This window comes from Paenibacillus sonchi (genome assembly GCF_016772475.1).
GTDB classification, from domain to species: Bacteria; Bacillota; Bacilli; order Paenibacillales; family Paenibacillaceae; genus Paenibacillus_AQ; species Paenibacillus_AQ sonchi.
Window position 1 is genome coordinate 2,066,529 of record NZ_CP068595.1, and the last position, 23,996, is coordinate 2,090,524.

Below are 23,996 nucleotides of genomic sequence, written 5' to 3' on the forward strand. Positions count from 1 at the left end.
GGGTTCGACTCCCTCGGCTCCGTATCAGTGAAGACACCTTAATCGGTGTCTTTTTTTATTTCAGAGGCTGTTTTGAACATACCTTTCGTACAAAAAGCCTCTCCTTGTTAAAGGGTTGTCTCGTGCAACCATTCTAAGGAGAAGCTTATTTAACAAATGTATTAAAATCTGCCGTAGAACGCATTCCGGTAAATGTCTGCAAGCTCTTTGACTAGCGGCATGCGGGGATTGGCTGTGGTGCACTGGTCCTCGAAGGCGCGGTCGGCCAAATAATCGACCTTTGATTCGAAATCGGACGGAGCGAAGCCAAGATCCTGGAATTTCTCAGGAATGCCAAGCGATTGGTTCAGCTTGCGGATAGCTATAATCAAGCTGTTAACCCCCTCTTCGGTGGTGCGTGCTTCCATTCCCAGCATTCTCGCGATTTCTGCATAACGTTCATCGGCGATGAAATAGTTATATTTCGGGAACGATGCAAATTTTGACGGCTTCGTGGCATTATAACGGATAACATGCGGCATCAGAATTGCGTTCGTACGCCCGTGCGCCGTATGGTATTCACCGCCCCATTTATGCGCCAGGCTGTGGTTGATACCGAGGAAGGCATTGGCGAAAGCCATCCCTGCGATCGTTGAGGCATTATGCATTTTCTCACGGGCAACCGGGTCCGCCGTATGGAATGATTTCTCCAGGTACTGGAATACGAGCCTTATGGCATGCAGCGCAAGTCCATCGGTATAGTCACTGGCCATGACGGAAACGTAGGCTTCAATAGCATGCGTCAGCACGTCCATCCCGGTGTCTGCGACCGCCGTTTTTGGCAGGGAATAAACAAGCTCCGGATCAATGATCGCCACATCCGGCGTCAGTTCATAATCCGCCAGCGGATATTTCGTATGTCCTTCTTTTTTATCCGTGATTACCGCAAATGAAGTTACCTCCGAGCCTGTTCCTGAGGTTGTTGGAATCGCGACGAATTGGGCTTTGATGCCTAATCGCGGATATTTGTAGACCCGTTTACGGATATCCAGGAACTTTTGTTTGATCGAATGGAAGCTGGTATCCGGGTATTCGTAAAATAACCACATCGCCTTCGCCGCGTCCATGGGTGAGCCGCCCCAGTGCAATGATGCAGTCCGGCTGGAAGTTCTCCATCATGCGGGTTCCGCGTTCAACCGTCTCTACGGACGGATCGGGCTCGACATCCGCAAAGATCTCAACAGAAACTGGCTCGGTTCGTTTTCGCAAGTAATATTCGATTTTTTCCACATATCCGAGCTTAACCATCATGGCGTCAGTAACAATAAGCACCTTGGAGATGTTAGGCATTTTCTCGAGATACTGCGTGGACCCTTTTTCAAAATAGATCTTGGGCGGAATTTTGAACCACTGCATATTCACCCTCCGGTAGGCGACACGTTTGATATTGACCAGGTTAACTGCAGTTACATTGGAGGTGGTTGAGTTTTTGCCGTAGGATCCGCAGCCTAAGGTAAGTGACGGTAAATTGGTGTTGTAAATATCGCCGATAGCCCCTTGTGTTGAAGGAGAATTGACAATCACACGTCCGGTCTGTAACCGTTCCGCGAAGGCCTCAATCACTTTATTGTCCTTAGAGTGAACGACAGAAGAGTGTCCCAAACCGCCAAATGCGACGATTTCCGCTGCACGGTCAATGCCTTGTTCGGCAGAGGTTACTTTATAGCATGCCAGAACCGGGCTCAGCTTCTCAGCAGACAGCGGGAAGTCCGTTCCTACGCCCTCCAATTCGGCAACAAGAACTTTCGTATGCTCAGGAAGCTGAAGACCGGCCATCTCGGCAATTTTGTAAGCAGGCTGACCGACAATAGCGCCATTAACTGCACATTTCTCCCCGGTGATCACGAGACTCGAGACTGCCTCTGTTTCCGTTTTATCTAAAAAGTAGCACCCGTTATCTATCATCATTTGGCGAACCTGATCATACACCGGTTCCTCAATGATGAGGGCTTGCTCGGAAGCGCAGATCATCCCGTTATCGAATGTTTTGGAAAGAATAAGATCGGTGACCGCTTGTCTGAGATCGGCTGTTTTTTCAATAAAGCAAGGTACATTTCCGGGTCCGACGCCAAGTGCCGGTTTGCCTGTGCTATAGGCGGCCTTTACCATGGCGGAGCCGCCTGTGGCCAGGACCAGAGCTACATCCGGATGGTTCATGAGCAGCTGCGTCGCTTCCAGCGACGGATTCTCGATCCACTGTACACAGTGTGGCGGGGCTCCTTCTGCTAATGCTGCATCCAGCAGTGTTTTTGCCGATTCGCTGCTGCATTTCTGCGCGGAAGGATGAAAAGCAAAGATAATCGGATTTCGCGTCTTCGTGGCAATCAGTGTTTTAAAGATCGTTGTGGAGGTCGGATTCGTAACAGGTGTTACGCCTGCGATAATGCCAACAGGTTCCGCTACCCGCTGATAATTCTCATAAAGATTTTCCTCAATAATTCCGACGGTTTTGTTATGTTTGATACTGTTATAAATATACTCTGAGGCAAAAAGGTTCTTAGTGATTTTATCTTCGTACACCCCGCGTCCGGTCTCTTCCACGGCCATCTTGGCAAGCAGCATATGCTTGTCCAGTCCGGCGAGTGCCATTGCTTGTACAATGCGGTCAATCTGTTCCTGATTCATGGAAAGGTACGCTTCTTGCGAATCCCGGGCACGTGCAACCAGACGGTTGACCTCTTCCTGGGCGGTAACCTTTTTAACGGTGATGCTTTCGTTATTTTCTGCCTGGCTTTGTTTGACAGCCATCATTTTTCCCCTCCCTGGCATCTACTGGTGCTGCTTGATTCAGGTTGCAAAATCAAAACAAGCCTTTTTAACAAACACAGTTTTACCTGTATTCGTGTTATTATCCCCGTTTCCAGTCTCTACCGTTTAGGTCTTGTGTAAAAATGGCGATATCCTCCATAGTATCCATTGATGTACCTCCTTTAGATTAGTCAAGACGGATCATACTAAGTACAGCCCATAAACCCATGGCAAAGTAATAAAGGAGGAAATGTCACGATGAAGGCATGGGAAGACTTTAAATCAGGAAGCTGGCAGGAAGAGATTGATGTCCGCCAGTTTATTCAACTCAACTACGAGCCTTATGAAGGAGATGCGTCTTTTCTGGCTGGTTCCACGGAAGCCACGCAACAGCTCTGGGAACAATTCATGGAGCTCGCGAAGCAAGAACGTGATCAAGGCGGAGTTCTGGATATGGATACAGAAGTGGTTTCCAGTATTATTTCCCATGGCCCCGGCTATTTGAATAAGGAGCTTGAGGTCATCGTGGGTATTCAAACGGAGAAGCCGTTCAAGCGGGCCCTTCAACCTTACGGCGGGATCCGAATGGCTAAGAATGCTTGTGAATCTTACGGTTATGAGCTGGATCCGGAAATCGAGCATATTTTCTCCACCTACCGGAAAACTCATAATCAAGGTGTATTTGACGGCTATTCACCTGCCATGAGTCTAGCCAGAAAAGCCGGCATTATTACAGGGCTCCCCGATGCGTATGGCCGGGGACGGATTATCGGCGATTACCGGCGAGTTGCCTTATATGGCACGGATTTTCTAGCCAAAAGCAAAAAAGAGGAGCTCTCCTTCTTCGACGAACGCACGATGACTGAAGATGTAATTCGGGCACGTGAAGAAATCGCGGAGCAGCTGCGTGCCCTTACGGAGCTGAAGCAGATGGCGGCCAGCTACGGATTCGATATTACCAAACCGGCGGAGACCGCGCAGGAAGCTTTTCAATGGCTGTACTTCGGGTATCTTGCCGCGATCAAGGAGCAGAACGGGGCTGCAATGAGTCTTGGCCGCACCTCCACCTTTCTGGACATCTATATAGCGCGTGACCTGAAGGAGCAGAGGCTGACGGAGCAAGGGGCGCAGGAGCTCGTCGATCATTTTGTCATGAAGCTGCGTATGGTAAAGTTCGCAAGGACGCCGGAATATAACGCACTGTTCAGCGGCGATCCGACATGGGTCACCGAGTCCCTCGGAGGCATCGGCCTGGATGGTCGTCCGTTAGTCACCAAGAATACTTACCGGTTCTTGCATACGCTCGAGACGCTTGGTCCATCGCCGGAACCGAATTTGACCGTACTCTGGTCCACCCGTCTCCCTCAGAAGTTCAAGGAATATTGTGCACGCATGACGATTCAGACCAGTTCTCTTCAATATGAGAATGATGATTTAATGCGGACTTATTTTGGCGATGATTACGGGATTGCCTGCTGTGTGTCCGCAATGCGGATCGGCAAGCAGATGCAGTATTTCGGTGCTCGGGCGAATCTGGCAAAAGCACTGCTGTATGCGATTAACGGCGGGATGGATGAGCAGATGAAGGTGCAGATAACCCCGCCATTGCGGCCGATTCTGTCGGACAAGCTGGACTTTGACGAAGTGATGCCCGCTTTCGACCACGTGATGGAATGGCTTGCGGAACTCTATATTGACACCTTGAATGTAATTCACTACATGCATGATAAATATTGTTATGAACGTATCGAGATGGCGCTTCATGATCAGGAAACGATGCGGACCATGGCAACCGGGATTGCGGGTCTTTCGGTCGTAACCGACTCGCTCAGTGCCATTAAATATGCAGATGTTCGGCCAGTCCGGGATGAGAACGGTCTTGCTGTCGACTATATAATTGAAGGCGAATATCCTGCTTACGGAAATAACGATAACCGCGCGGATGAGATTGCGGTAGATCTCGTCAAACGGTTCTACCGCAAGCTTAAGAAACACTCCACCTACAGACAGGCTAGGACCACGATGTCGGTGCTGACCATCACATCCAATGTGGTATATGGTAAGTTGACCGGGAACACCCCGGATGGGAGAAAAAAGGGCGAGCCATTTGCCCCGGGAGCGAACCCGATGCACGGAAGGGACCGGAAAGGTGCGATTGCTTCATTGGCCTCCGTAGCGAAGCTTCCTTATGAGTACGCTTTGGATGGCATATCGAATACGTTCTCGATTATTCCTGGCGCTCTTGGGAAGAACGAAGAGGATCGGGTCCGTAATCTGACCGCGCTGCTTGACGGGTATACAGCCAAGGATGGCCATCATCTTAATATTAATGTGTTTGACACCAAAACCTTGCTTGATGCGATGGAGCATCCGGAGGAGTATCCGCAGCTCACGATACGAGTGTCAGGCTATGCGGTTAATTTCATCAAACTGACGAGAGAGCAGCAGCTTGATGTCATCAACAGAACCTTTCACGAAAAAATCTGACGGGGGAAGCGTTATGGAGCAGCACGAAGGCCGCATTCATTCCATTGAAACATCCGGTATGGTAGATGGCCCGGGGATCCGGTTCGTTATTTTTATGCAGGGGTGCTTACTGCGCTGCCAATATTGCCACAACCCCGATACCTGGACGATTGGGAAGGGCCAACTGGTAACGGTTCAGGAATTAGTTGAGGAAATTCGCGGATATCTCCCCTTCCTGCAGTTTTCCGGGGCGGAGTAACGGTTAGTGGCGGAGAGCCCCTATTGCAGGCTGATTTTCTTCTTACTCTTTTCCGGGCTTTAAAACGAGAACTCGGTATTCACACTGCAATCGATTCTTCAGGCGGCTGCTTTAGCCGTCGCGGCCATTTCTTTGAGACGCTGCAGATGTTGATGCAGCATACCGACCTCGTTCTGCTTGACCTGAAGCAGATCGACCCGCAAAAGCATCTCGACCTAACCGGTAAGCCCAACGATCATATTCTCGACTTTGCCCGTTTTCTCTCAGAAACTAATATCCCCGTCTGGATCAGACATGTCCTGGTTCCCGGACTGACTGATGATGAATCGGATCTTCGGAAGCTGGCCGACTTTATTAAAACCTTGCGCAATGTAGAACGGGTTGAGGTCCTGCCTTATCACGAAATGGGAAAGTACAAGTACGAACAGCTTGGTTTGAAATACCCTCTTGTCCATATCAAGCCACCCGATGAGGAGACCATTCAAATGGCGAGGGAGATATTAGGCGCACATTAGCACTGCTTCTCTGTCCAGAGCTCCTTGGCATATTTGAAAAGCCCGACCTCACGGCCGGGCTTTTGAAGCATAACCATTCATAGCTTGTCCGGGTTCTGGAGACGCACCCCGGCGCTGCATCAAAGCCCCATTGATGCCGAGTTCACTGGCATCCAGATTATCTATATATTCTCTATTGTATCGCCATTTCTATGCTTCTTCCGGTATTGGGCCGGTGTCATTCCATATACCTTTTTGAAGATGGAATAAAACGTGTTCAGCGACGAAAATCCGGAATTTTGGACGATGGGCTCAATCGGCGAGTCGGAGGCAAGTAACTCCTGACATATGAAACTTAGGCGCTTCTCCGATATCTTGTCCGTAATGGACTGGTTTGTCTCCGCTTTATACAAACTGCGGAAATAATTCACGGACAATCCCAAATGATCGGCCAGCATTTTTGCGGACAAGTTCGGATCGGTTAATTGTTCTTCAATGAACCGGTCCGCCTGCTCGATCAGGGCCACGTTTTTGGACAGACTGCGGGCAGCCACAATGTCTTCGAGCGTCTTGGTTACCAATGCTTCTATCCATGGCACCACGTTTTCCATCGTCTCCTGCTGAATGATCTGTTTCTCGATGGAAGTCAGCCCCCATGAACTGGGCAGCGGCTGGCCGGAGTGCTCTTGCATGAGCCGGCGTATATCCATAAACAAGGTAATCAACGACATTTTACATTCAAAATAGGGCATGCCTCGCAGCTTGCCTACGGCTGAGCGTATGACTTCCAGAACCGTATCTGCATTCCCCTTGGGAAGAGCCTGAGCGATCTGCCGCTCTTTGTTCACTGGCAGATGATACAGTTCTCCGGGCGCGTCGGGCAGCCATGCTTTCACGATGAGCGCTCTGTGTCCGAATCGGAACCGCTCCTGCGTCAGTTCATACGTCTCCATATATATCTCATGCATGTCGGTCAGGCTGGGCAGCGTCCTGCCCCAAGCGGCAGTCGTTCCCACTGACAAATACTGTTCTATTAACTGTTGGGATACCTGCAGCTTCTTCGCATATTCTTCGGACAATGGGGCGGATAAGACAACTGCCACGTGATCGTCCCCCATGTCCACCGTTTGCAGCTTGTGCTTGGACGATTGCAGCGACTCTTGAATAATATTGGACATTGCAAATCGGAGCAGACGCCGGTCCTTCTCCGAGTAGGTCTCCGAAAATTCCGAGAAGAGGTCGATCCGGAAGATGGCCACCGACAGCTGATCTTTTGGCAGATCAATTCCCCATTCTAGAAATTGAGAACCTATTTCCTCTGCTGAATGGTAGGTCTCCCCGAGAAAATCCCGTAAAAACCTCTCTCTGCCCAAAAATTTATTCAGCCGCCATTGCTCGGTCAGTTCATTAATCTGATTACGTTGGGCTATAAACACATCGGATAAGTAGTCAAGTTCATTTGCGCTATGTCCTTGGCCGGGCTTTTCAGCTTGATGCTGCCGCATCACCCTGCTAATCAGTTCTTGAATAGGCGAGTACACCCGTTTGGAAATCAGAACGATAACGGTCAAGGATGCTACGAACAGGGCGAAGAACAAGAACAGGCTTGTGTTGCGAAGAACAGTGATTTTTCCCAAAATGACAGACTTTGGTATCGTTTCGATAAAGGTCCAATCCTGGATTCCTTTGATGGAGGCGCTTGCGTAAACCATTAGCTGTTCTCCCTGAGTTCGGGGCTGAAAGAGCTTCCATCCGCTTTCTCCCTTACTCCCGTGGTTTCTGAGCTCCGCAATTTGTTCCCGATTCAAAGAAGTGCTGCTATACACCGTCTCATCCCGGTCATTCAGAACTGTAACCGACCTGTTGGCATAATTCGAATTGTTCTGAAGCAGGGTCATGAGATTATCGGTATCTACATTCATAACGAAAGCGGAGATGGAACTGCCTTTTTCGTAAAATCTTATGATGGTCGTCACCTCTTTGGGCTTATTCCCGGTAAGAGGGAGGGACAAGGTTCTTGGAATGAGAACGCTGTGGTTCGCTGTAACCGGATCCCGTAAACGCTCAATGATGTCCTGATCGTAGAAAGCTGCCGCATCATTTAATCCAAGTCTTGAATCGACTACCGTATTCGTGTAATCGTTGATGAGGTATACCGAATCGATAGCCGGATTGGCGTTCTTAATGTCCATAAGCCGGCTCCACACCTCGAACGTTTCAAAATCGCTGTATTGATCCGAAAGGGCATATACCTTAAGGGTGCTGTCATTGCTGGAGGAGAAGCTGAATTCCAGCGCCCATTCCATCAGTCGCGCCGTGTTTTGGGCGCTGTTCACCAGCAAGGATTCGGAATGATCGCCGATCTCTTCCAGAAGCGTTTTGGAAGACTGCCAATAGAGCAGCGCAAAAGATATGCCCAGCACCAGAACGTTTGCACTGACAAAATAAAAAATGAGCTTCATATAAGTAGGATGCCTCTTCAGCGATGCGAGGAGTGGATGTCTGAATTTCATTGGTCTGGAACCTCCGTAATCATAACTGTCGAGCTCATAAATTGTAGATTAATTATAGCATACCGGGCATTTCCGTCTTCAGAATCGTTTATTTTCGAAATAGTGTTGTTTTTAGGAAGTTCGTAAAACTGCGCTTGCAGGAGGAATTGGAGCTTTTCGGAATTGCCGTTGCAGCAAGGGCTTGGTAAGTTAACGGCATAGATAACGGGACGCTGATGCGATTGCCGGTCTTGATGAAAGGGGGAGATAAAAAGATGCAATACCAACTTAACGCAAGTAAACGGTCCAAGCTGAAGCATATTGTTCAAAATCCTTTTCTTTATGCTATGGCCGTGCCGGGGCTGCTGTTTTTTCTCGTGTTCAGTTATTTTCCCATATACGGGATTATGATCGCCTTCAAGGACTATAATTTTGCCAAAGGAATTACGGGAAGCGATTGGGTCGGTTTTAAAAACTTCGATTATTTTTTTACTTCGGATGATTTCTGGGTCATTCTGCGCAACACGCTGGTGTTGAACATACTGTTCATTTTGTTTACTACAGTGGCTGCAATTTTAATTGCTCTTATGTTCAATGAAATCCGCAATAAGTATTTCAAACGAATTTCGCAATCGCTCATTTTCCTTCCTTATTTTATGTCCTGGATTGTGGTAGGAATGATTGTCCAATCCTTATTCGGCGGGGAAGAGCCGATGATCAATACCTGGCTGCAATATATCGGCTTGGAACCGGTCAACTGGATGTTTGAGTCGAAGCTCTGGCCTTACATTCTGACGGTTATCCGTGTGTGGCAAGGAGCCGGTTATCTTTCGATTATTTTTCTGGCTGCGATTACCGGCATATCGGAGGATTTGTACGAGGCTGCCCGGATTGACGGGGCATCCAAGCTGCAGATTGTGCTGCGCATTACGCTGCCGCTGCTCGTTCCTACCATCATGATCATGACTTTGCTGGCCGTAGGCAAGATTTTCAACGGGGATTTTGCCATGATCTATGCGATCATTGGAGATAACTCCATGCTGTATCCGACTACCGACGTTATTGACACCTTCGTATTCCGCTCCATGAGACAGCTGCATGACTTCGGCATGTCTTCGGCGGTGGGCCTGTTCCAGTCGATTATGGGTCTGATCTTCGTCATTACCGCCAACTGGGTAACCCGACGGGTGTCTAAAGAATCTGCTTTATTCTAGGAGAATACTATGAGACAGAAACAGAGCGCTGCGGATCGAACTTTTACGGCATTTGCCCATACGTTCATTTTGTTGTTCACCTTATTTTGTCTGTTTCCTTTTCTGCTGATGATTATCGGCTCTTTTACGGACGAGGAGGAACTGATTGCGCACGGCTATACTTTATTTCCGCAAAAATTATCACTGGACGCTTATAAGGCGGTTTTGCAATCGGATGTGCTGTTCAACGGCTATGCGGTCACGATTTTTATCACCGTTGTAGGCGCATTAAGCGCGTTGTGCATTTCCGCAATGCTCGGCTATTCTCTGGCTAACAAACGGAATGTCCTGCAAACACCTTTTCTGTTTTTTTGCTACTTGCCTATGCTTTTTTCCGGAGGTATCATTCCATTTTATATTGTAGTCAGTCAGTGGCTGCATTTGCAGAATACTATCTGGGTGCTCGTTTTAACTATGTTATGCCAGCCGTTCCTTGTCTTTTTGCTTGTCAGTTTCTTCCGCACAATTCCCGAGGAATTGGAGGAAGCTGCAAGAATAGACGGAGCGAATGAAATGAGAGTTTTCTTTCAAATTATGATCCCGATCTCGAAGCCGATTCTGGCTTCTGTGGGTCTCTTCTATGCTCTGAACTACTGGAATGACTGGTTTATGGGGTTGATGTTCGTGGATAATGAGAAGTTATTCCCGCTGCAGCTGATTCTGCGCCGGATGGTGTCCAATATGGAAGCCGCCAAAAATCTCATTCCCGCCTCAGCAGCCATTGCTGTAACGCCGCCGACCTATGGCGTGCGGATGGCGACAACCGTGCTGACGATCGGCCCGATTGTCTTGCTGTATCCCATGCTTCAGAAGTATTTCGTCAAAGGTCTAACGGTAGGAGCTGTAAAAGGGTAAACGAGGATTTCCGGCATTAACCGGATCAGCCCGGTTAATCATAGATTTTTTTCCATAGATATGGGAGGGTAACGGAATGAGGTTAAAAAAATGGTTTGGCACGACGACGACAGCGGTATTGGTATCGTCACTGATGTTGGCCGGCTGCGGCGGAGGCAATACGAAGACTGGCGGCAATGAGGGGAGTTCTGGAGCGAATGCGGAAAGCGCTGCACCTGCACCGAAGGAAACGGTGACGTTGAAGGCTTATTTTCCGGGGGATAAACCGGTAGGCTTTGACGATGTGCTGCAGGCGGTCAACGACAAATTGAAAAAGGACAACGTTGGAGCGGCCTTGAATATCAATTTCCTGCCGTGGTCCGATTACGGGAATGCGGTATCGGTGAAGATGTCTGCCGGGGAAGACTTCGATATGTATTTGGATGCCCCGTGGTTATCCATGAATCAGATGATCGACGGCAATTCTTTAAAGGAACTGGATGCCGAGGTGGCCAAACGTCCGGAGCTAAAAGCATCCATTCCCGATGAAATGTGGGAATATAACAAATTCGAAGGAAAAATTATGGGGATTCCGCTTGGTACCACCCAAGGCCAGCTATATGGCCTTCTGATCCGCAAAGATTTGCGCGAGAAATACGGACTTCCCGAGTTGAAAACGCTCGACGATCTGGAGAAATTTTTGTATACGGTCAAGGAAAACGAGAAGGATGTCAAGCCCTTCGTCCTTAACGGCATCAAAGCCGATAAACTTCCGTTTATCCTGAGCGACTCCGCTAATCTGGCGCTCGATGAAGTGCTCGAAATCGGTGTCAACATGTTCGCATATTCAACTAAGGACAAGAAAGTAGTCGGTCAATGGGCAAGCCCGATGATTGCCGATGGTTATGAACGCGTCACCAAATACTACAAGGACGGCATCATTTCCAAAAATATCGCGCAGGAGCAAAATGCAGAAACACTGTTCAAGCAAGGCAAATATGCGGCCACCTATTATGCGGCGGATGGTGTGGAAGGATTGAAATATTCGGAAATGCTGCAAGACGGCAGCGACAAGCTTGAGATTTTCATTCCGAACGGTGATAAGGCCAAGCCGTATACCGCTTTCCAGCAATGGAATTTCCTGTGCATCCCGGCTTCATCGCAGCACGCCGATTTAGCTCTGGACGTAGTCAATTGGATGTCCATTAAGGAAAACCACGATTTGATGGAATACGGCATTCAAGGGAAGGACTGGGAACCTGTCGGCGATTCGAGCTATAAGGTGCTGTCCAAATATTCATTCCCGGGCTATGTGCTGACCTGGCGGCCAACGTTGAACCGTACGCCGGACACGATGATGAAGGATGACAAGAAGTGGTTCGACTTCTCCACCAACCCGGCCAATTTCACGCTTAGTCCAACGGCGGGCTTCAACTTTAACGCTGAAAAGGTGAAGACGGAATATGCCAAAATTACTCCGCTTCACGATTCGATCTTCCTGCCGCTTAGCCAAGGCGTGCTGCCTGCCGATCAAGGCAAGAAGACGCTGGAGAAAAAAATGGCGAGCCTCGGCGGACAAAAAGTGATCGATGAAATTCAGGCGCAAATCGACGCCGTCACATCCGGTAAATAACAGCACTAAAAATACTGAAAGAGGTATTTCACATGAACATAAAACGCAGCGCGCAAAATCCTGTTATACGGATCGAGGACGTTGCCCCCTCCCGCCCCGACTTTCGAGTGCTGGGTGTGTTTAATGCAGGCGTTGCGCAGTTTAGGGATGAAATTATCCTTTTACTGCGCATTGCGGAAGCGCCGTTATCGGACCGGGCGGACGAAGTGCTCGTCCCCCGGCTGAATGAAGCGGGTACCGATGTCCTTGTAGAGCGCTACGACAAGACCGATCCGGGGTATGATTTCTCCGACTCGCGCTTCATAGCAAGGGACGGACAAACGGTCATGCTCACATCCTTATCCCATCTCCGGGTGGCGCGAAGCAAAGACGGCATTCATTTCGACGTCGAGCCGCAGCCGGCCTTGTTTCCGGAGCACGCTCTGGAAGCGTGGGGAATTGAAGATCCGCGCGTGACCCAAATCGGAGACATCTATTATATCACTTACAGCTCTGCCTCCGCCCGCGGCGTTGGCGCCGGCCTGGCGGAGACCCGGGATTTTCGGACATTCAAGCGCCGCGGACTTATGCTGGCTCCCGAAAATAAGGATGTCATGATCTTCCCGGATAAAATTAACGGCAAATACTACGCTTTGCACCGTCCGGTGCCGAAGTCGTTCGGCTCACCCGAGATGTGGATCGCCGAATCGCCCGATCTCGACCATTGGGGGAACCATCGCTTCCTGATGGGGCTAAGCGAACAAGGCTGGGATTCGGCCCGTATGGGCGGCGGGGCGGTTCCGATTCGAACCGAACGCGGCTGGCTTGCGCTGTACCACGGAGCGGACAGCAAGCATCGCTATTGTATGGGCGCGGTGCTGCTTGATTTGGATAACCCTGCCAAGGTGATCGCAAGATCCCGTGTACCCGTATTGGAGCCGGAAGCTGCCTATGAGGTGAATGGATTTTTCGGCAAGGTCGTGTTTTCGTGCGGAGCCCTGCTGCTGGATCAAACGGTCCGCATGTATTATGGTGCCGCGGACGAAGTGATGGCAGTGGCGGACATACCGCTAGAGGATATATATAATACGCTTTTGTAAAAGGTTGAAGGCAGTGTGAACTGCCTTCTTCAATCCATAAAAAGGAAAGCGCTATCAACAACGATTTAAGTTTAGATGAGCAAAGGAGCGCATGTGCATGGGTGACAAAAAGCAAAGGTTTGTAATGAGGTGGACATGTCTTGTTATGGTTTGTTCAATGATATCGTCCATATGGTTATATTCGCCTGCATCGGCGAGCACTTCCGGGACGGCGGACGCTTCGCAAGAGATTGCTGAAATGAAATTGATGAAAAACCGGATTGTTGATTTTTACGTCTCCAAAGATATCATAAACGACGGAACGAACGGCCGGGTCGAATGGACCTTCAAATCACAGGCTGGCACTTACTTATCCAGTCAAAATGCTAATGGAAGCTGGGGGGATGTAGATTACGCGAGTACAACCTCCAGCGCCAACGGGAGAGCCTGGTCGCCCTACCTTGCATTAGACCGGATGCAGTCGATGGCCCAGGCGTTTGCTGACCCGAATGGTCCATACTATCATAATGAAACCCTGTTAGGAGGTATTCAAAAGGGGCTGGACTATTGGTTTACGGTAAAACCGACTTCAACCAACTGGTGGGAGACCGGAATCGGCAAACAATTAAGATTGGGAAAAATCGCGCTTTTATGTGAAGGCTATTTAACTGCAGAGCAAGTTTCCAATATTATCGGCACGTTAGACAGCAGCCCGCACACTGTCGATGGAGCCAACTCGTCCTGGTACAATCAAAATTATATGATCCGCGGCTTATTGCTGGAGGATGCCCAAAACGTCCGGAACGCTGTGGAAGCGTTTAACGTGCTGTCGAATGTGACGACGACTGTGACGGGAATCCAGTCGGATATGTCCTTTTTTATGCATGGCAAAACGAATTATACGACGGGCTATGGAAGAAGCTTTGCCAGAGATATGTCATTCTGGGCGTACATTACCTCGGATACCGCTTTCTCTTACAGTGAGGCGGCGATTGATTCCTTATCGTCCTACCTGCTGGACGGCACCAGGTATCTCGTGAGAGGCGATGTTGCTGATCTGGGTATGGGGATGAATGGACCCGATTGGCCGGATTATGCGAGCGCGGCTTTGACCTTCTATGAAGACCCGCTGCAGTGGATGCAGGTGGCCAATCCGAAGCGGGCTGGGGAGTTTAAGAGTTTTCTTGACAATATCCGCAGCTTCGGCACGAACACGAGCAACGGACTGGACGCCAACAACATAACGCAATGGCAGACGCTGGTCTCCTCCCATATGCGAAATGATTATGGAATTACGGTCAAGATGTCTTCCAAAACGGTCAAAGGCGGCGAATGGAGAACCATTAATCCCAGCGGATATAACCTGTTGTACTGGACACCGCAAGGAGCCACTGCCATTCAGAGAACCGGCGACGAATACAGACCCGTGTACCCGCTGATGGACTGGGCTCATGTTCCTGGCACGACGGCTCCGTACGTACCTACGAAGGATGGGAATTTCAACAATCCCAAAACGTTTGTAGGCGGCGTGACCAATGAGCGTTATGGAGCCACCGCGTTTGATTTTAACAAGCTGAGTACAAGCGGCAAAAAAGGCTACTTTTTTTTCGATGATGAGATGGTGGCGCTAGGCGCAGGCATCGCTTCGACGAATGCCGCACCGGTCCACACGACATTGAACCAAAGTCTGGCGGTAGGCGATGTGCTCGTAGACGGCGAGGTAATGGCGGACGGAACGAAGCAAGCTAACGGGCGCTGGGCCTATAATGATAAGGTCGGCTATGTTTTCCCGAATCCGACGGATTTTCAAGTGAAGCGGGAGACGAAGACCGGACAATGGAGCGACGTCATCACAGGAAGTTCAACGGAGCCGATCACGAAGCCGATTTTTTCGATTTGGCTCGATCATGGCGTGAAACCGGCAGACGCTTCCTATCAGTACATCGTATTGCCAAACAAAACCCCCGAAGAGGTCGGCAGCTACGCGAGCGGGAACCCGATCCGTATTCTTTCGAATACACCATCGGTTCAGGCTGTCCGGCATAATTCTCTTGGCATCGCGGAATTGCTGTTCTATCAACCAGGGACGGTGACGGTAAGGGACGGCTTGACGGTCACCGTTGATAATCCGTCCATGGTGATCATTGACGAATCCGTGACACCTGCCCGCATCTCGGTCGCTAATCCCGAAACCCCGGGGATTACAGTGAACGTAACGCTGAACCGGGACGGAGAAAAGACCACGACAACCTATAGATTAGGCAAGGATACTTTTACCGGCCGAAGCATGACCCTAAACGAGGGTACCGCTAGCGACGACAGCGGGTTCGATCTCGCTTACAGTAAAGGCGCGACCGCTTCCTCCAGCCAAGGCAAGCAATTTGCCTCGAATGCTACGGATCTATACAGAAGTTCCTATTGGAGTTCAAACGCTTCAGACAAAGAATGGATTTATGTTGATCTGCAAGATCAATATACGATCAATAAAGTTAGGCTAAATTGGGAGAAGGCGTACGGGAAAAGCTATAAAATTCAAGTATCCGACGATGCTGTCACCTGGACGGACGTCTATACAACTTCCATGGGGGACGGCGGAATCGACGACATTTCTTTCGGCAAGGTCAGTGCCAGGTTCGTCCGGATGCTGGGGGTTCAGCAGGGAACCGGAGACGGCTACTCGCTCGCTGAATTTAACGTATATGAAGCGTTGGCACCCAATCTCGCCGAAGGCAAGCCGGTAACGGCAAGCTCGGCCAGAGCCGCCGACGTGTCGCCCGGGAATGCGGTCGATGGCTCATTGACGACCCGTTGGGGATCTAACTATGCCGATCCGCAGTGGATTTACGTCGATCTTGGCACCAGCCAGCCCATTGCGAAGGTCATGCTGCATTGGGAAAGTGCCTATGGGAAGGAGTACCAAATCCAGGTTTCCGACAACACGGCGGACTGGACGACAGTCTACAGCACCGCAACCGGAGACGGCGACATCGACGATATCTCCTTCGAACCGGTGAATGCAAGATATGTCCGGATGTATGGCACGAAAAGAGCGACCACGTACGGCTACTCGCTCTGGGAATTTAAAGTGTATGGTACAGAGAACGTACAAAAGGTTCCCGCCCGGATCGAACTTCAAGCAACACCGTCTTCCGTGACGGTTGGAAGTAAAGTGTCCGTGACGGGAGTCGTCTACGACGGCGGCGACCTTCCGGTCCCCGGTGTGGAGGTCGAAATCGCGGCTGCATCGGGCAGTATCGAAACAGCTAAAGCAGTAACGGACACGAACGGCCGGTTCAGCACGGTCTTTACGGCGCCGTCCGCAGCCGGAGACGTGACGATCGCGGTCGTCCTCCCTGCAAGTCCGTCCGTGACGGATACGGTTACCGTGTCCGTGAACCCGGTCGTACAAGTGCCCGCCCGAATTGAACTTCAAGCAACGCCGTCTTCCGTGACATCCGGAGGCAAAGTGTCCGTTACGGGAGCCGTCTACGACGGCGACGATCTTCCGGTCTCCGGCGTAGAGGTTGAGATCGCGGCTGCATCGGGCAGCATCGAAACTGCTAAAGCAGTAACGGACGCGAACGGCCGGTTCAGCACGGTCTTTACAGCGCCGTCTGCTGCCGGAGAAGTGACGATTACGGCAGTCTTGACCGCGAATCCGTCCGTGAGAGGGACGACTGCCGTTTACGTAGATGGGGTCGTACAAGTGCCCGCCCGGATCGAACTCCAGGAGGCACCGTCTGCCGTGATGGTCGGAGACAACGTGTCCGTGACGGGAGTCGTCTACGACAGCGGCGATCTACCGGTCCCGGGCGTGGAGGTCGAAATCGCGGCTTCGTCAGGCAGCATCAAAACTGCTAAAGTTGTAACGGATGCGAACGGCCGGTTCAGCACGGTCTTTACAGCGCCGTCTGCTGCCGGAGAAGTGACGATTACGGCAGCCTTGACCGCGAGTCCGACGGTAACGGATACGATTACCGTTTCCGTAATTAAGGCTATACAAGTACCCGTTCTAATTGAACTTCAGGCGACGCCGTCTGCTGTGACGGTCGGAGACAACGTGTCCATTGGTGGAATCGTCTACGACGGCGACAATCTTCCGGTCTCCGGCGTGGAGGTCGAAGTCGCGGCTTCGTCGGGCAGCATCCAAACTGCTAAAGCAGTAACGGACGCGAACGGCCGGTTCAGCACGGTCTTGACGGCACCATCCGCAGCCGGAGAAGTGACGATTACGGCCGTCTTAACCGCGAATCCGTCCGTTACGGGGAAAATAAACGTTTCCGTAAACGAGCGTTCAAACGGCGGAAGTGAGGGAAGCGGAGGCAATTCGGGAGGAGGAGCTCCCGTGACTCCGCCGGTAACACCTAATGTTCCGAAGGATGATCCAAAAGATGGTCCGGTAACGCCGGCCATTCCGGTCCCCGGCCATGCCTTTGCGGATATTGGCGGTCATTGGGCCGAAGCCAATATCCTGGAAGCAGAAAAGAAGGGAATTATCACAGGTTATACGGACGGTTCGTTCCGCCCCGATCGCACGGTGACGCGCGCTGAATTCGCGGTGATGCTCGCGAAAGCGCTGAAGCTTCAGAATGAAGAAGCAGTCCTGTCCTTCAAGGACGCGGACCGTATTGGGCAGTGGGCCCGGACAGCCGTTGCCCGAGCCGTAAGCTTGGGTCTTATCCAGGGCGATAAGAACAGTAACTTCCGCCCAGATGCGCCCATGACGAGATCGGAAATGGCCGTAATGCTGGCGAGAGCATTAAACCTCGTACCCGATGCCCGTTCCGCCGGCTTCGCGGATGACCGCGACATACCGGTCTGGGCTGTCGGAGCGGCAGCCGAGATGAAGAAGCTGGGGATCATGCAGGGTAAGGGCAACAACAGCTTCTTCCCGAAAAATGCCGCGACGAGAGCGGAAACGGTCACGGTTCTGCTCAGGATGCTGGAAGCCAAGGATCAAGAATAAAAAATGGATGTGGCTGGTCCAATATGGAGGTTCAGCAGAGACACCTTAACCGGTGTCTCTTTTTCATGTTTCACGCCACAAATCATCCTTATATTTCCCGCAGAAACGCCTGTCTGACAAAATGCTTTGACAGTGATTTCGTGGTGTGGGAGTATTGCTATATATTATTCCAATATCTCTTAAAGGAGTTGTTAGGGTGTCAGCCGGCCTGGAGGAGTTCTCTATAAAACAAACATTTATGGACAGCTTGATAAATGATTCTCTTACGAAGCTGCAAACCATTCCGAAAAGCGATTTGCATAATCACGCCGGACGCGGTGGGACCATTCAATATATCGGTGAATGGGCCAACATTCAAATTCAGCCGCCTTCAAAACCCTTTCAATCTTTGCATGGAATGCAGAAGTGGTTTGATGAACATATAAAATGCCATTGTCCCGGTATTCATGGCTATTTGAAACGTATCGAGGCTTCCTTTGTTCAGGCGGCCGGGGATCACATAGAGAAATTGGCGTTAAGCTTCGGGATCGATGAGATTGATTCATTGGGAGGGATGGAACATTTTTCGCGGATAATTAATGATCTTCATCGCAGTTTTGCACCTGAAACTCGATTTCTACCGGAACTGGCTTTGGATCGGGCCTGCAATATTGATGAAGTTTACGGACGGATGGATGAACTATTGGCTTTCCGGTGGTTTCGGTCTATCGATATTTGCGGTAATGAATTTGCTCAGCCCATTGCATGCTTCAAATCCATCTACAGAGCCGCAAATTCAGCGGGCCTGATTCTAAAAGCTCACGTGGGGGAATTTGGAGCTGCTGATGATGTCAGGGAGGCCGTTGAGGAACTGGAGCTTCAAGAGGTCCACCATGGGATCGCGGCAGCCCGCTCGCCTCAGATTATGAGGTGGCTGTCCGATCATAATATTCAATTAAATGTCTGTCCAACAAGCAATATTATGCTTGGTGTGGCAGAGAATTACGGCAGACATCCAATTCGCAAGCTCTATGATTTTGGAATTCCGGTGACAATTAATACGGATGATCTGTTGATTTTTAATCAAAGCGTTTCTCAGGAGTATATGAATCTGTACAAATCCGGATCAATAACCGCAGAGGAACTAAATAAAATCCGTCTGACAGGTCTTAAAGAGTAACAACTGGTGAAGCTCACCCAGTTCACAAAGACCAGCGAAGAGTCAGCCTATACAAATGCAAAAAGCGATGAGGGATAAAATTCTCGTCGTTTTTTTTGTGTAAGCGCTGTTAAAGGTTGTTGGTTTTAAAACCTGCCATTGGTTTATTGAACTAATCTTTAAGTTTATCAATTAGAGCTAGTATTCGTCTATTCTTTGTTTCTTCCTTTTTAGCGAGTTCAATATAATTAATCTGCTCTCGCTTAATATAATCAGGCTGCGTTAGGAATGTATCTAAAATGTGGTGCTCTTCGAGGTTTTTAGTAATGTAATCCGGCACAACAATATTACGGCTGTGCTCACATTTCTTAAGTATTACATGGAGTCTATCACCGAGCTCTTTTTGTACGGCTCTTCGAATAAATTCATTATAAACAAAATAATGCCCGTTCTTGGATGGTAACAACGTATGGTCAAACTCGTGCCCGTCAACGGAGATTTGAATAGATACTTTACCATTAGTATTGAATAACTCTCTTACCGTATATGGGAAATAAACTACTTTCCATTTCATTTTACCTTCCAGCAGCTGTATCTCACTATCGAATTCATAAACCATATGGAATAACACTCCTCATTGTAAAGAAGCTAATTTCGATCACTAACGTTATCATAGCCACTTTGCTGCTTCCAGGTGATTCGATTTCAATATGTTGTTGCAATAACCTATATGATGTTGGACATGGCGGATCTGCATGAGGATGACATCAGTTTTAGTTATTTCTTCGTATAGTACACATGGTTCCAATAATTTGCCGTCAGTAAGTTCATCCAAAAACTTCCGGGCCACATTCAATATATCCTCTACGTACTTTGTCATTTCCTCTTTAGTAGGGTAGTCAGAGCACTCCTTATCCAGGTCTTCTGTTACATCCTTACCGAAGTCAGGTATTTTGAATTCTTCCTCCTTCTGCTGCCTAAACCAAAATTTCATACCGGTGGTAGCATGAAAAATATGCTTCCAGTATTTTTGCTTGGCATCCATCCAAAAGTCATCAGGACATACTTCGATAAGATTCTTCAACATTTCTACTGTCGGTTCAAACTGCCTTCTTAAGACAGCTACCATCTTGTCGCTCATGCTCATCAACTCACTTCGCGGAATTTAGCATCTTAACTTAATTCTTGTTCTCAGCAACTATAACCTTCCTTTTCTCAGCAGTGCTTATGGAAAATTTGTGAAACCGGGGAGGCTTAGAGATTTATATCTTTAGACCTGCAAATAATGTTATCCACTTAACAACGATCTGGAAATCCATGTCATGGAGTTAACAAAGCTGGAGGAGCAGGCCGTTCCGGTTTCGGGCGGATTGATAAATTGGTTTGTTCCTGAAAGGCGTCGATAAACCAAATTGGGAGGCGTTGACAATGAATGAACCGATGTTAAAAAAGGCAATGGATACACTGGAATTTCTGAGTCAAGATGCCGCTACACGGATGGAATACGAGGCCCGGATGAAGTATTTGCGTGATGAGGTGTCGCGAATGGAAGGAGCCAGATCAGAGGGCATTGTGGAAGGTGCGGTTCGGGAAAAAAGAGAAATGGCTCGGAAGCTCCTGGCAATGGGGCATGAAGTGGATTTCGTGGTTAAACTTACCGAATTGACCGAAGAAGAAATTAGGTTATTAAGCAAGGATGTTAGGTCACAATGAGAATTTCGATGTTGATTAGTGAGAAAAACCTAGTTGAATAATTCCCCAAGCAGGTATGCCGCCTTGACGGTATGCCTGTTTATTTTTTCCGAAATAGCCTTTGCGAAGATAAAATTCATTCGATTCTCCTTTTGCATACCCTTGAAGGAATATCCCAACCATCCAACGAATCCCTTACATATTGAGCGAAGGCAGAATCAAGTGCAATTGAGCAGGGAGGCTTCATTATATGAGAACAGATGCGGATCAGCAGTTGAACGATGGCCCTAAAATTCGGAAGGAAAAAGAGATTGTCGCAAAAATGATTCGTCTATATTGTAAGAAAAAACATCGTGAAAAAGAGCTCTGTGAGGAATGCCGGAACTTAAATGAGTACGCTATGAAAAGACTATCCCACTGCAAATTCGGTGAAGGGAAAACGGCTTGTGCGAAGTGTCCGATCCATTGTTATAAACCGGATTACCGTCAAAAAATCAAGGGAGTTATGCGTTTTTCAGGCCCGTGGATGCTGCTATATCATCCCTTGGAGTCCATAAGGCATATCCCAATACCCAATAGGTTAAGAAAATCAATTTCACGATAGCTATCAAACCCTCCAGTAAGACACCACCCTATAGATCATTTGTTATACTGACGTCCTAAGATTTATTTAGGAGGTTAGAGCATGGTATTAAAGGTTGGGAATTTGACGGTTACATACGGTCAGAAAAAGGCTGTCGATCTCATTAGCTTTGAAGTAAAGCCGGGACAAGCATTTGGATTACTAGGGGCGAACGGGGCAGGAAAGTCTTCAACCATTGCTGCAGTGCTTGGTATTGAAAAGAGCACTTATGATGAGCTTGTTATCGTGGGTAAATCGCCAATACGCAACCGGAAGGAGATATTTGAGCACGTAGGGGTGCAGTTTCAAGAAACCCATTTCCAGGATAAACTAACCGTTTCCGACGCATGTGCACAGTGGCAATCACTCTATAAAAAAACGGCGGATTTACCTGCTTTACTACAAACCTTTGGGTTGGCAGAAAAGGAACAGCAACCAGTTAAATTACTTTCTGGTGGGGAGCGTCAGCGACTGGCCGTACTCCTCGCCCTAATTCCTGAACCGAAACTTGTGTTTTTAGATGAACTGACAACAGGGCTTGATACAAAGGCGCGTCGTATGCTGTGGAAACAGCTCGTAACAATGAAGGAAAGTGGTTTGGCAATTGTTCTAACATCACATTACATGGATGAGGTTGAAGCGTTATGTGATGAGATATTAATTTTGCGTGAGGGTCAAACCGTGTTTCATGGCACCATTCAGGAAGCGTTAGCCGCTAGCGGGAAAACAACGCTTGAAGACGCCTATTTACATTTTGCCGGCGAGGAGGACTGGGGATGAGTACAATGTTTACGCTCTTAAAGATAGAAGGTAAGCTGGTATGGAAAGGCATTGATATTCTAATTTTCGGTATATGCTTTCCGGTCATTTTGGCGGCCTTGTTTGGTTACGTGCTTAGTAGAGATGCATCTGCAGGTTCATCTGATTTTGAATTATCTTACGCAGCCGTTATAACGATTGGTGTGCTTGCAACGGGTGTAATGGGTCTGCCATTAACCATTGCTGATTATCGGCATCGGGGTATTCTGAAACGGTTCCAGGTGACACCGGTATCACCTTTACAGATTTTATTCGCCCAAGGTATAATTCAGCTTTCCTCTGCCCTTGTTTCATTTATGGGGGTTACTCTCGTATATTATTTATTTTTTGATTATCAAATAGCAGGCTCCTGGCCAATATTTTTGAGCGTATATGCCTTTGTTATTTTAGCCATGTACAGTATTGGCGCTTTTATCGGCAGTGTTGTACCTGATCAAAAGGCAGCTAATATGTGGAGTTCTATTGCGTATTTTACGATGTTATTGTTCTCAGGTGCGACCATTCCATATGAAGTGATGCCACGCTTCGTTCAATGGATAATGGATATATTACCCTTGTCTCATGGGATTCATTTATTAAAGCTAGTAAGTATAGGCAGAGAAACAGAGGGGATGACGGTGCCGTTTTTGATCTTGGGCATTGTTACTGGGATCAGCCTGATTGGGGCATTCAAATTTTTTAAGTGGAAGTAGGGTTGAGGGATGTACCGGACCAAAGAAATTGCAGCAATGGTTGGGGTACATCCCAACACTGTACGGATTTATGAAGAATGGGGATATATCTCAGCTGTTCCGAGAGGTGTGAATGGCTACCGTATGTATTCCGGCTTGCATTTATTTCAGCTAAAAATAGCCAGAACCGCTTTCCGTTGTGAAATTGTTCAAGGGCTCATCCGGGCAAAGGCCAGAGCCATTGTTGAAGTTAGCGGCAAAGCGGATTTTACTCAAGCACTGGAATATGCACATGCATATTTGTCCCATCTGGAAAAAGAATATAGCCGGGCGCTGGAAGCTATTGAACTTTCGGAACAGTGGGTATGTGGAATAAAATCTGCATCAGCTCAAACGTATACACGCAAAGAGACTGCTCTGGTCTTGGACCTCTCAACTGAAGTTGTCCGGAATTGGGAACGTAATGGATTAATAACAGTCCATAGACTTTCTAATGGGTCCCGTGTATATACAGAAAATGAAATAAAACGGTTGAAAATGATTCGGACCTTAAGGACGGCGCATTATTCGATAAGTGCAATCCTCCGGTTGATGAATCAGGCAGAGCACATGAGGTGGACTAATCTTAATATTAAGGAAGTGCTCGACACACCAGAAGAGCATGAAGATATTATTTCAGTGACAGACCGGTTAGTCTATTCATTGGAACAAGCCATTGAGTCTGCAAAGGAACTTATATCGATGCTAAGGGAGAGGCTGAACTTAGAGTTATGACATTGTGATGTAATGTTCTAACTGTTTTTTATCTATCT

General features: G+C 48.6%; 15 protein-coding genes and 3 pseudogenes. 13 read left to right on the top strand and 5 right to left on the bottom strand.

Annotation, left to right across the window (positions count from 1 at the left end):
- Positions 1-161: 161 nt before the first annotated feature.
- Positions 162-2,787 (bottom strand): annotated as a pseudogene (adhE, locus tag JI735_RS09625) (bifunctional acetaldehyde-CoA/alcohol dehydrogenase).
- Between the two features lie 258 nt (positions 2,788-3,045).
- On the opposite strand from adhE, the gene pflB reads away from it, so the two are divergent.
- Together pflB and pflA are read left to right on the top strand one after the other, a co-directional pair.
- A complete protein-coding gene (gene pflB, locus JI735_RS09630) occupies positions 3,046-5,274 on the top strand; it encodes a formate C-acetyltransferase (protein WP_039832219.1) in 2,229 nt (742 codons plus the stop codon).
- Positions 5,275-5,287: 13 nt separating this feature from the next.
- A pseudogene (pflA, locus tag JI735_RS09635) lies at positions 5,288-6,027 on the top strand (pyruvate formate-lyase-activating protein).
- Between the two features lie 66 nt (positions 6,028-6,093).
- Here the strand turns inward: pflA and JI735_RS35490 are convergent.
- Together JI735_RS35490 and JI735_RS09640 are read right to left on the bottom strand one after the other, a co-directional pair.
- Positions 6,094-6,180 (bottom strand): annotated as a pseudogene (locus JI735_RS35490) (VOC family protein); the annotation flags it as partial.
- A gap of 8 nt (positions 6,181-6,188) precedes the next feature.
- Entirely contained in the window at positions 6,189-8,468 is a 2,280-nt protein-coding gene (locus tag JI735_RS09640; RefSeq protein WP_039832217.1) for an AraC family transcriptional regulator, read from the bottom strand.
- Positions 8,469-8,773: 305 nt separating this feature from the next.
- On the opposite strand from JI735_RS09640, the gene JI735_RS09645 reads away from it, so the two are divergent.
- The 6 genes from JI735_RS09645 (at position 8,774) to JI735_RS09670 (ending at position 19,401) form a co-directional block, all read left to right on the top strand.
- Entirely contained in the window at positions 8,774-9,712 is a 939-nt protein-coding gene (locus JI735_RS09645) for an ABC transporter permease (protein ID WP_039832216.1), read from the top strand.
- A gap of 9 nt (positions 9,713-9,721) precedes the next feature.
- Positions 9,722-10,606 carry a carbohydrate ABC transporter permease gene (locus JI735_RS09650; RefSeq protein ID WP_039832215.1) on the top strand — a complete coding sequence of 295 codons (885 nt, stop codon included), beginning with the start codon at positions 9,722-9,724 and terminating at the stop codon, positions 10,604-10,606.
- Between the two features lie 76 nt (positions 10,607-10,682).
- Positions 10,683-12,218 carry an extracellular solute-binding protein gene (locus tag JI735_RS09655; protein ID WP_039832213.1) on the top strand — a complete coding sequence of 512 codons (1,536 nt, stop codon included), beginning with the start codon at positions 10,683-10,685 and terminating at the stop codon, positions 12,216-12,218.
- Positions 12,219-12,250: 32 nt separating this feature from the next.
- Positions 12,251-13,297, top strand: coding sequence for a glycoside hydrolase family 130 protein (locus JI735_RS09660; RefSeq protein WP_039832212.1), 1,047 nt, complete (start codon positions 12,251-12,253; stop codon positions 13,295-13,297).
- A gap of 238 nt (positions 13,298-13,535) precedes the next feature.
- A complete protein-coding gene (locus tag JI735_RS09665) occupies positions 13,536-18,242 on the top strand; it encodes a polysaccharide lyase family 8 super-sandwich domain-containing protein (protein WP_202677330.1) in 4,707 nt (1,568 codons plus the stop codon).
- Between the two features lie 196 nt (positions 18,243-18,438).
- On the top strand, positions 18,439-19,401 hold the full coding sequence (locus JI735_RS09670) for an amidohydrolase family protein (protein ID WP_202677331.1): 963 nt from the start codon (positions 18,439-18,441) through the stop codon (positions 19,399-19,401).
- 151 nt (positions 19,402-19,552) lie between these two features.
- Here the strand turns inward: JI735_RS09670 and JI735_RS09675 are convergent, their stop codons facing one another.
- Together JI735_RS09675 and JI735_RS09680 are read right to left on the bottom strand one after the other, a co-directional pair.
- On the bottom strand, positions 19,553-19,999 hold the full coding sequence (locus JI735_RS09675; RefSeq protein ID WP_039833010.1) for a YdeI/OmpD-associated family protein: 447 nt from the start codon (positions 19,997-19,999) through the stop codon (positions 19,553-19,555).
- A gap of 51 nt (positions 20,000-20,050) precedes the next feature.
- Positions 20,051-20,521 carry a DinB family protein gene (locus JI735_RS09680; RefSeq protein ID WP_039833009.1) on the bottom strand — a complete coding sequence of 157 codons (471 nt, stop codon included), beginning with the start codon at positions 20,519-20,521 and terminating at the stop codon, positions 20,051-20,053.
- 287 nt (positions 20,522-20,808) lie between these two features.
- Here JI735_RS09680 and JI735_RS09685 point away from each other — a divergent pair, with 287 nt between their 5' ends.
- The 5 genes from JI735_RS09685 to JI735_RS09705 all read left to right on the top strand — a co-directional run bounded on the left by JI735_RS09685 (position 20,809) and on the right by JI735_RS09705 (position 23,958).
- Positions 20,809-21,093 (top strand): Rpn family recombination-promoting nuclease/putative transposase, encoded by a 285-nt coding sequence (locus JI735_RS09685; RefSeq protein WP_039833008.1) that lies wholly within the window; start codon positions 20,809-20,811, stop codon positions 21,091-21,093.
- A 229-nt stretch (positions 21,094-21,322) separates the two neighbouring features.
- Complete coding sequence (locus JI735_RS09690) at positions 21,323-21,676, top strand: nitrous oxide-stimulated promoter family protein (RefSeq protein WP_020426490.1); 354 nt, start codon at positions 21,323-21,325, stop codon at positions 21,674-21,676.
- A gap of 81 nt (positions 21,677-21,757) precedes the next feature.
- Positions 21,758-22,474: an ABC transporter ATP-binding protein gene (locus JI735_RS09695; protein ID WP_039833007.1), complete on the top strand. Its 717-nt coding sequence runs from the start codon at positions 21,758-21,760 to the stop codon at positions 22,472-22,474.
- A complete protein-coding gene (locus JI735_RS09700; protein ID WP_039833006.1) occupies positions 22,471-23,205 on the top strand; it encodes an ABC transporter permease in 735 nt (244 codons plus the stop codon). The genes JI735_RS09695 and JI735_RS09700 overlap by 4 nt, the downstream gene beginning before the upstream one ends.
- 9 nt (positions 23,206-23,214) lie before the next feature.
- Entirely contained in the window at positions 23,215-23,958 is a 744-nt protein-coding gene (locus JI735_RS09705; RefSeq protein WP_039833005.1) for a MerR family transcriptional regulator, read from the top strand.
- Positions 23,959-23,996 lie beyond the last annotated feature (38 nt).